Annotated in this window: 6 protein-coding genes; 4 read left to right on the top strand and 2 right to left on the bottom strand. The window is 64.6% G+C overall.

Annotation, left to right across the window (positions count from 1 at the left end; translation table 11 throughout):
- From EN893_RS08865 to EN893_RS08850, 4 genes are all read left to right on the top strand, one after another.
- The coding region (locus EN893_RS08865; protein ID WP_128361493.1) for a hypothetical protein at positions 1–2,515 on the top strand (2,515 nt) is incomplete at its 5' end.
- 220 nt (positions 2,516–2,735) lie between these two features.
- Entirely contained in the window at positions 2,736–3,413 is a 678-nt protein-coding gene (gene rpe / locus EN893_RS08860) for a ribulose-phosphate 3-epimerase (RefSeq protein ID WP_127271687.1), read from the top strand.
- Positions 3,414–3,814: 401 nt separating this feature from the next.
- On the top strand, positions 3,815–4,555 hold the full coding sequence (locus EN893_RS08855) for a GntR family transcriptional regulator (protein WP_127267930.1): 741 nt from the start codon (positions 3,815–3,817) through the stop codon (positions 4,553–4,555).
- A gap of 175 nt (positions 4,556–4,730) precedes the next feature.
- Complete coding sequence (locus tag EN893_RS08850) at positions 4,731–6,245, top strand: malonyl-CoA synthase (protein WP_127267931.1); 1,515 nt, start codon at positions 4,731–4,733, stop codon at positions 6,243–6,245.
- Between the two features lie 36 nt (positions 6,246–6,281).
- Here EN893_RS08850 and EN893_RS08845 read toward each other — a convergent pair whose 3' ends face one another.
- Positions 6,282–8,321 carry an ABC transporter ATP-binding protein/permease gene (locus tag EN893_RS08845; protein ID WP_127267932.1) on the bottom strand — a complete coding sequence of 680 codons (2,040 nt, stop codon included), beginning with the start codon at positions 8,319–8,321 and terminating at the stop codon, positions 6,282–6,284.
- 61 nt (positions 8,322–8,382) lie between these two features.
- Positions 8,383–9,151 (bottom strand): N-acetylglucosamine-6-phosphate deacetylase (locus tag EN893_RS08840; RefSeq protein WP_164900770.1); only part of this gene is annotated, 769 nt, incomplete at its 5' end.

Below are 9,151 nucleotides of genomic sequence, written 5' to 3'. Positions count from 1 at the left end.
GATTTGCACCTACCCAGTAACCACGCTCAATCCGGGGGCCTCCGTCAACCTCAAGCTCGGCTTCAAGCCGGCCGGAGGCTGGCAAGGCAGCGTCTTGCGTAACTGCGCCACCTATAATTACGGCGCCAGCGGCAAGCCGCTGTTCGGCAGCCAGTCGAACGATCGCGGCTGCGCCTCGATCCCGATCTGCCGGCGTGGCGATCGTGACCGCGACTGCCGGCCGCCGGTCGAGAAGAAGGTCGACCTGATCCTGAAGAAGCGTGCCCGCGTCCCGGTCTGCACGGCCGACGGCATCTGCCACTTCGTGATCGACATCATCAACAACGGCACATCGACTTATAACGGGCCGCTGACGGTGATCGACAGCTACCCGGCCGGCGCGCCGGCCTCCTCGACCTTCGGCCCAAGCCCGCCATGGACCTGCGTACCGACAGGTCCCGGCCTGTTCCGCTGCGACCATGCGGGGATCTCGCTGCCTCCGGGCGGCTCGACGCCGATCGTCGTCAAGGCGGTCATGCCGGCCGGCTATCAGTCGGACATTGTCGAGAATTGCGCGACGGTGAAGCCCATCCCCGGCGAAAACGACCTCACCAACAACAAGGCCTGCGCCAAGGAACGCTTCCGCCATCCCAATGGCGGCAAGCCGACCCTGCGCATCACCAAGGTCTGCAACGGCTCGCTCGCCGGTGCCGCGCTGATCTCTTGCCGCATCACCGTCATCAGCCTTGGCACCGCTGCCCCCACCGGTCCGGTGCGGGTCAACGATGCCGCCACGCTGGTGGCCGGCGGCGCGCCTGTCCAGATCCAGACCGTCACCCCTGACGGTGCGGAATGGGCGTGCGGACCGGTTCCGGCCAACGCGCTGTCGTGCCAGATTCCCGGTGCCGTCATGACACCTGGAACCAGCCGCCACTTCGACGTGACGGTTTCGGCCAATGGCGCGTTCGAAAACTGCGCGCGCGGCTCCTATGGGCCGGCGCCGGGCGACGACGTCGTCTATCCCTTTGGCCAGGCCTGCGCCAAGGGAGGCGGCGCCTCGACCATCCGTGTCGAAAAGACCGGCGACCGCGAATGCAGGCTCGGCCAACCCTGCTCGTTCGAGATCACCGTCACCAATGACGGAGCGACCGCCTTCTCCGGGCCGGTCCGCATTGGCGATGCGATCGGCGTGGAGGGTCTCGGCAGGCTGGAAGGCGTTGAGATCACGTCGATCGATCCGCCCTTCGGCTGCTCGCCGGAACCGGCAACCTTGCCTGCGTCCTGCATTGCCAATTTGTCGCTCGGCGCCGGCGAAAGCCGGGTGCATCATGTCACCGTGGTCATTCCCGACGACGGTCGTCTGGCCAATCTGCAGGGCAATGTCAGCGGCCAGAACTGCGTCGGCGTGCTCTCTCCCGACACACGGGTGCAAGGCGGTGGCGACGTGCTTGGCGGCGATCAGGCCAATGTGCAGGGCGATCGCGGCAAGGCCTATGCCTGCCATCCCTTCACCATCAGCCAGGAGACGAAGAAGGAATGCTCGCAAGGCTTCGTCATGAACGATGCCGGCCGCTGCGTTTGCCCGGAAGGCACCACCTATCGCAACGGCCAGTGCTCGCCGGGCGGCGGTATCGTGCCGAAGCCGGAGCAACCGAAGCGCTGCGTGCTGCTCGAAGGCCAGATCCGCACCGAGGACGGACGTTGCGTCTGCCCACGCGGAACCGGGCTTGAGAACGGCAGATGTGTCAGGACCGACAAGCCCGAACAGTGCACCGTCCGTGGCCAGGTCCACAATGCCGATGGCGATTGTGTCTGCCCCAGGGGGACCGAAATCCGGGGCAATGCCTGCCGCCCGATCCAGCCGAAGCCTGAGCAGTGCACCATCCGTGGCCAGGTCCACGATGCCGATGGCGATTGTGTCTGCCCGAGAGGGACCGAGGTGCGCAATGGCGCCTGCCGTCCGATGCGGCCAAAGCCCGAGCAGTGCACGATCCGTGGTCAGGTTCACGACGCCGACGGCGATTGTGTCTGCCCAAGGGGTACCGAGGTCAGAAACGGAGCCTGCCGCCCGATTCGGCCGAAGCCTGAGCAATGCACGATCCGTGGCCAGGTCCATGACGCAAAGGGCAATTGTGTCTGCCCGAGGGGTACCGAGGTGCGGGGCAATGCGTGCCGGCGCAAGCAACCGACGCAGGAGCAATGCGACATACGCGGCCAGGTCCACAACAAGCGTGGCGAGTGTGTCTGTCCGCGTGGGACGCAGGTGATCAACGGCGCATGCCGCAAGCCCAGGCAAGAGGTGGAATGCGCACCGGGCTCGCAGATGATCAACGGCCAGTGCCAGCCGATCATCAGGCGGCGCTGCCCGGAAGGTACGATCGGACGCTATCCGAACTGCCGGCCGCTCCGCGGGCAACCGTCGCTGGAGCTCAACCCCGGCCTGCTGCTGCAGCAGGTACTGCCACGGCGCAGGCCGCAGGTCGAACAGCAGCAGGATCCGGTTCCAGACAGAATCCTGAAACTCCAGCAGCAATAACGATCTGCTCGACGCCAGACCAGAAACCCGCCGGAGCAATCCGGCGGGTTTTCTTATGGCTCCGAGGCAAGCGGAAATTGGCTGCGACAGGATCGCGGACGCCGCAACGCCACCTCCGGCCGTGCAGCCGCCGCGCCCGTGCCCTCGACAAGTCGGCCGGAGCGCATTAGGCAGTCGATAGAGTGGCCGAACGTGAAGGGCACTCGGAAAGGCCGCATCCATGAGCAGAAAGACCCTGATTGCACCGTCGGTGCTGGCGTCGGATTTTTCCAAACTCGGCGATGAGGTCGAAGCGGTGGCGGCGGCCGGCGCCGACTGGATCCATCTCGATGTGATGGACGGGCATTTCGTGCCCAACATCACCTTTGGCCCGCCGGTGATCAAGGCGATCCGCAACCGCACCGAGGCCTTCTTCGACTGCCATCTGATGATTGCCCCGGCCGACCCCTATCTGGCCGCTTTCGCCGAGGCCGGCTGCGACGGTTTGACCGTCCATGCCGAAGCCGGCCCGCATCTTGACCGCTCGCTGCAGACCATCAGGAACCTCGGCAAGAAGGCCGGTGTGTCGCTCAATCCGGCGACGCCGGAAAGCGTGGTCGAATATGTGCTCGACCGGCTCGACCTGATCCTGATCATGACCGTCAATCCGGGCTTCGGCGGCCAGGCCTTCATCCCGGCGATCGTCGACAAGGTGAAGCGGGTCAAGGCCCTCATCGGCGGCCGGCCGATCCGCATCGAGATCGACGGCGGTGTTTCAGCCGAAACCGCGCCGCTGGTCACCGCTGCCGGCGCCGACGTGCTGGTGGCGGGCGCCGCCATCTTCAAAGGCGGCAGCGTCGAGGCTTACCGTCAGAATATCCAGGCGATCAGGACGGCAGCCGACCACGCAGCCGGCTAACCAGCGCTTTTCCCGCGTTCAGCCCGGCATGCCGGCTAAGGTTCTGGTACCGGCCGAGGCTTGTGATGGTCTGATGCGCAACGGTATCGGATCTGGAGCGGCTGCCTGATTCGGCCTCAAGGGTCCTCACAGCAGACAGTTGATCCCGCGCGCATACAAAAGAACAGAAAGAACAGATTCTCTTGCGTGCATACAAAACATGTTAAGTTCCCGCAGGTTGTGAAAATGCGCGGAATTACAGCATTGAGCTCCAGATGCCGCATATTCCTTCGTGCTAAAGTACAATAACGTGATCTTGTGCTTGAGCAGGCGAATGCTCGCACTGTATGGTACAAGTACGAGAAGGCGAATGCTTTCGGACTCGAATCGCCCAGGACAAGTCTTGGGGACAAGGAGTCGCTATGACATACGGAGCTGCCAATCTGAACGACGACGCTGCGGGACCGAAGAGTACGCTTGCCAGTACGGTCTATCAGCAATTGCGGGACGATCTTCTCGGGGGTGTTCTTGAGGCCGAGAGCAAGCTGCGGGTGGAATGGGTGGTCTCCAAATATGGAGCCGGCGCCTCGCCTGTCCGCGAAGCTCTCAATCGCCTCGCCTCGGAAGGACTTCTCGGCCGGCACGACCAGCGCGGCTTCTTCATCATGCCGGTCAGTGCGTCGGAACTCGAGGAGCTGACGCGCACCCGCTGCTGGCTCGAGGAGCGGGCGCTTCGCGAATCCATCGCCCACCGCACCGCCGAATGGGAAGAACAGCTCGTGCTGGCGCTGCATCGCCTGGGACGCGCGTCACGTCTGTCTCCGCAGGCTCTCTTTTCGCTCAATCCCGATTGGGAGAGGCTGCATCGTATCTTCCACAGGGTGTTGATTTCGGCCTGCCGGTCGCAATGGCTGGTGGGGTTTTGCGACCAGCTCTCCGATCACGCCTATCGCTACCGGCAAATGGCCAATGATGGCGAGGGCGTCCAGCGCGACGATTTCGGCGAGCATCGCCTGATCGCCGAATGTGCCCTGGACGGCAATGCCGACGGTGCCGTCGAGGCACTGCTCAACCATTACCAGTTGACTGCCGCCATGTGCATGAAGCGCTTCGAGCAGGACGACGAAACGAAGGAACTCGCCGGCAAACGCGCTCGGCGATAACAGCCGATTCCCGGCGGGCTCTTGCGCTCGTTTCTTGCTCGCACTCTGCGTCGGCGAGGCTGGCGTGAACCGCTGTCGGCGGGCTTGACGGCGCGGCCAAGAACCGCGAACCCTCGCCGCCGAGGCATGCCGCGACAGGCGCATGCTCAGCGCCGCCGCACCCAGGGATGTCTTCATGAGCAATCATCTGTTCGATGCGTTCCGGTCCCGGATGCCGGCGCCAGCGCGCTTGCTGATGGAAACCGATGATGGGCGCTCGCTCACCTATGGCGATATGCTGGCCCGCTCGGCGCAGCTTGCGCATGCGCTCCTGCAACTCGATGTCGAACCCGGTGACCGCGTTGCCGTGCAGGTCGAGAAGAGCCCGGAAGCGGTCCTGCTCTATCTCGCCTGCCTGCGAGCCGGCGCCGTCTTCCTGCCGCTCAACACCGCCTACACATTGGCCGAGCTGGAGTATTTCTTCGGCGACGCAGAGCCACGCCTGGTCGTCTGCGATCCGGCAAGAGCGGCCGACGTCGGCGCGCTGGCGAAAAAGTCGGGCGCCGTCACCGTCACGCTCGGCCGCGACGGCCGGGGATCGCTGCCCGATCGAGCCTCGCGGCTGCCGATGGATTTTCATGACGTAGCGCGTGGGCCGGATGACCTCGCGGCGATCCTCTACACGTCGGGAACCACCGGCCGTTCGAAAGGCGCCATGCTCAGCCACGAGAACCTTGCTTCGAACGCGCGCGTGCTGGTCGAGCACTGGCGTTTCACTGGAGACGACGTGCTGATCCACGCATTGCCGATCTTCCACACGCACGGCCTGTTCGTCGCCACCAATGTCGTCCTGATGGCCGGCGCCTCGATGCTGTTCGAGCAGAAGTTCGATCCGGCCCGCATCGTCTCGCTGCTGCCGCGCGCCACCGCCCTGATGGGGGTGCCGACCTTCTACGTGCGCCTGCTGCAGCAGGATGGGCTGGACCATGAGGCGGCAAAAAACATCCGTGTGTTCATTTCCGGGTCGGCGCCGCTGCTGGCCGAGACGCATAAGGCCTGGCGCGAGCGCACCGGCCACGCGATCCTCGAACGCTACGGCATGACCGAGACCAACATGAACACCTCGAACCCCTATGAGGGCGAGCGGCGCGCCGGTACCGTCGGTTTCCCCTTGCCCGGGGTCACGCTCCGCATCGCCGATCCCGACAGCGGCGCAGCGCTTGCGCAGGGTGAGGTCGGCATGATCGAGGTCAAAGGCCCCAACGTCTTCGGCGGCTATTGGCGCATGCCGGAGAAGACCAAGGCGGAATTCCGCGCCGACGGTTTTTTCATCACCGGCGATCTCGGCATGATCGACGCCGACGGCTACGTCCACATTGTCGGCCGCGGCAAGGACCTGATCATATCGGGCGGCTACAACATCTATCCGAAGGAACTTGAAAGCGAGATCGACGCGCTCGACGGGGTTAGCGAAAGCGCCGTCATCGGCGTTGCCCATCCGGATTTCGGCGAAGGCGTCACCGCTGTCGTCGTGCGGGCGCCGTCATCGCGGATCACCGATGCCGAAATTCTCGCCGCTATCGCCGGGCGGGTGGCGAAATACAAGCATCCGAAGCGGGTGATCTTCGTCGATGAACTGCCGCGCAACACCATGGGCAAGGTACAGAAGAACCTGCTGCGCGACACCTACAAGGACATATACGCATCATAGTTGTGCGGCGCCTGGGGCAGGGGCGCCTTACTCGCCTTACTCCTTGCGCGACCTTTCGGCCCGACTGCCGGAGCCCCACAAGGCGCGCTTCAGCAGGTTGCGCTTTCGTGGGACGAGGTTGATGTCGCTGACAAGCTTGGCGCCGCCCTCGCGCCGTTCCAAGGTGATCTTGCGGCTATGGAAGGCTTCCAGCTCGGCCCGGTGCGCCACGCTGATGATGGTGACATCAGGCAATTCACGGATCACCGTCGCCATCATGGTGTCCTGGCTCTTCTCGTCGAGCGCCGAGGTTGCTTCATCCAGCACGACGATATCGGGGCGGTGCAACAGCAGGCGCGCGAAGGCGAGACGCTGCTTTTCGCCGCCCGACAGCGTCTGGTCCCATGGCGCTTCTTCCTTGATCCTTTCGGCAAGGTAGGCGAGGCCGACCTTGTCGAGGGCGGCCTTGATCTGCTTGATCGTCCACTTATCCGCCGCCGCGGGATAGGCGACCGCGCGGCGAAGCGTGCCCGAGGGGATGTAGGGGCGTTGCGGCAGCATGAACAGTCGCCTGTCGGCGTGGAAATTGACGCTGCCGCCGCCCCACGGCCACAGGCCCGCGACGGCCCGCACCAGCGTCGACTTGCCCGAGCCGGATTCGCCGGCCACCAGCACCCGCTCACCGGGTTCGATCGCAACCTCGGTCTCCTTGACCACGGCGGTGCCGTCGTCGAGCGTCACGGAGAGATCGTCGAGGCTGAGCATGGCACCGTCATCGGTTTCGCCGTGCTGGATGCGCCCAAGCGCGTCGCTCTGCTCCGCACGCTCGAGCCCGTCGAGCGACATCATCAGCGATGCTATGCGCCGCGCGGAGGCGTTCCAGTCGGCAAGACGCGGGTAGTTGTCGACCAGCCATCCGAACGCGCCTTGCACGATGCCAAAGGCGGACGCTGCCTGCATCACCTCGCCAAGCGTCATTGAGCCTTCGAGGAATTTTGGCGCGCACAGCAGGATCGGCACGACCGGCGCAAACAGGCTCGATCCCTGCGACACCGCCGCCGTGCGCATGTGCTGGCCCGTCAGCAGCGCCCATTGCCTCAGCACATGGCCGAAATTCCTGTCGATGCCGCTGCGCTCCTCTTCCTCGCCGCCCAGCAAGGCGATGCTCTCGCCGTTTTCGCGCACGCGCGTCAGCGTGTAGCGCAGTTCGGCCTCCGCCTGGTTCTTCCGCTCGGAGAGCTGGACGAAATTGCGGCCGATGACCACCATCGCGGTCGAGGTGATGGCGGCATAGATCATCGCGGTGATGACCAGGAAGCCGGGGATGGTGATGCTCTCGCCGCCGATCGGCAAAGTGAGCGCGCCGCCGATGGTCCACAGCACGACGATGAAGGTCGAGGCAGACAGGAACGCGTTGAGGACGCCGGCGATGAAATCGACCGGCGACTCGGTGGCGATGCGCAGATCCTCGGTCATGCGGGCCTCGGGGTTCTGGTGGTCGCCGCCGACGAGATTCAGTTGGTAGTAGCGGCCGCCTGCCAGCCAGCGCGCGATGACCGCGGTGGTCAGCCAGGAACGCCAGCGGCGCTGGATCGTCATGCGCAGGTAGACCTGCGCGACGACAAGGCTGCCGCTGCAGATTACCAGCGGCACGAAGACGGCGCTGAGGAAATAGACGCTGCGGGCGTTGCGCTGCTCGAGGGCATCGAACATCGAACGGTTCCAGACATTGATGCCATACTGGAAGCCGATATTGATGCAGATCAGCAGCAGCACCCCGATCGTCAATGGCCAGGCGAGCCGGTCGCCGCGCCGGCTCCAGTAACCGCGCGCGCTGATCCAGAAACGCCGCAGCAGATATTTCTTGCGCTCCTGCTCGGCCCCTTCGGGCGTCAGTTGCGGATCGGGCTCGACAGCATCCGGCGGTGGCCCCGGCTGGCCGTCGACCTCCGGGGCAGCTTCGGCACTCGACAGCTTTTTTTCGCGCAGCTCCTCGTGGCGTGGCCTTTGGTCACGCGGAGCTTTCTGTGGCGGCTTCAAGGCACCGCGCGGTTTGATGCCGTCGGCCTGTTTCAATTTGGGTTTCGCCTCGGACATACGCTCCGACAACGACCTCAAAATCAAAAGGTTTCATGACGTCAGCCGACTTGACCTGATATCAACGCACAGTGTCGGAGCCGGCCGCAAAAACCTTTTCGCCGCCGATCCAGACGCCCTTCGTGTCGAGATCGTCCGACAGAGCGACAATATCCGCAGCCGTGCCGTTGGCGAATCGGCCAAGTCGGTGCGACTGGCCGATTGCTTGCGCCGGATAGAGTGAGGCCATGCGCAAAGCCTCGGAAAGCTCGACCCCGACGACGCGGTGGATGAAACGAACGGCCGAGATCATGTCGAGATCGGCGCCCGCCAGCGTTCCGTCGGCGAGCCTCAGGCTGCCGTCCCTTCGATAGATGGTGCGGCCGTTGAGCGTGAACGACGTCATCTCGGTGCCGATTGTCGCCATGGCGTCGGTGACCAGCACGATCCTGGCCGGCCCCTGCTTGGCGCGCAGCGCGATCTTGATGGTGGCCGGATCGACATGGATGCCGTCGGCGATGAGGCCGGCCGACAAGCTGCCGATGTCGATGGCGGCGCCGACCAATCCGGGCTCGCGATTGCCGATCTGGCTCATCGCATTGAACAGATGGGTGACCATTGAGGCGCCGGCCGCGGCAAAGGCGCTGGCGGTGGCATAGCCGGTATCGGAGTGGCCAAGGCTGACGATGATGCCGGCCCTGGCGAGTGCCGCGACGCGCGCCGGCTCGACGGATTCAGGGGCAATGGTGGTGAGCAGCACCGGTAGTTTTTGCCGCGCGGCGATCAGCATCGCCTGATCGGCATCCGTCATCGGCCGGATCAGCACCGGATCATGCGCGCCCTTGCGGGCG

This window comes from Mesorhizobium sp. M7A.F.Ca.CA.004.04.2.1, from assembly GCF_004022825.1.
Taxonomy (GTDB): Bacteria; Pseudomonadota; Alphaproteobacteria; order Rhizobiales; family Rhizobiaceae; genus Mesorhizobium.
This window is presented reverse-complemented; position numbering and strand designations above follow the sequence as displayed.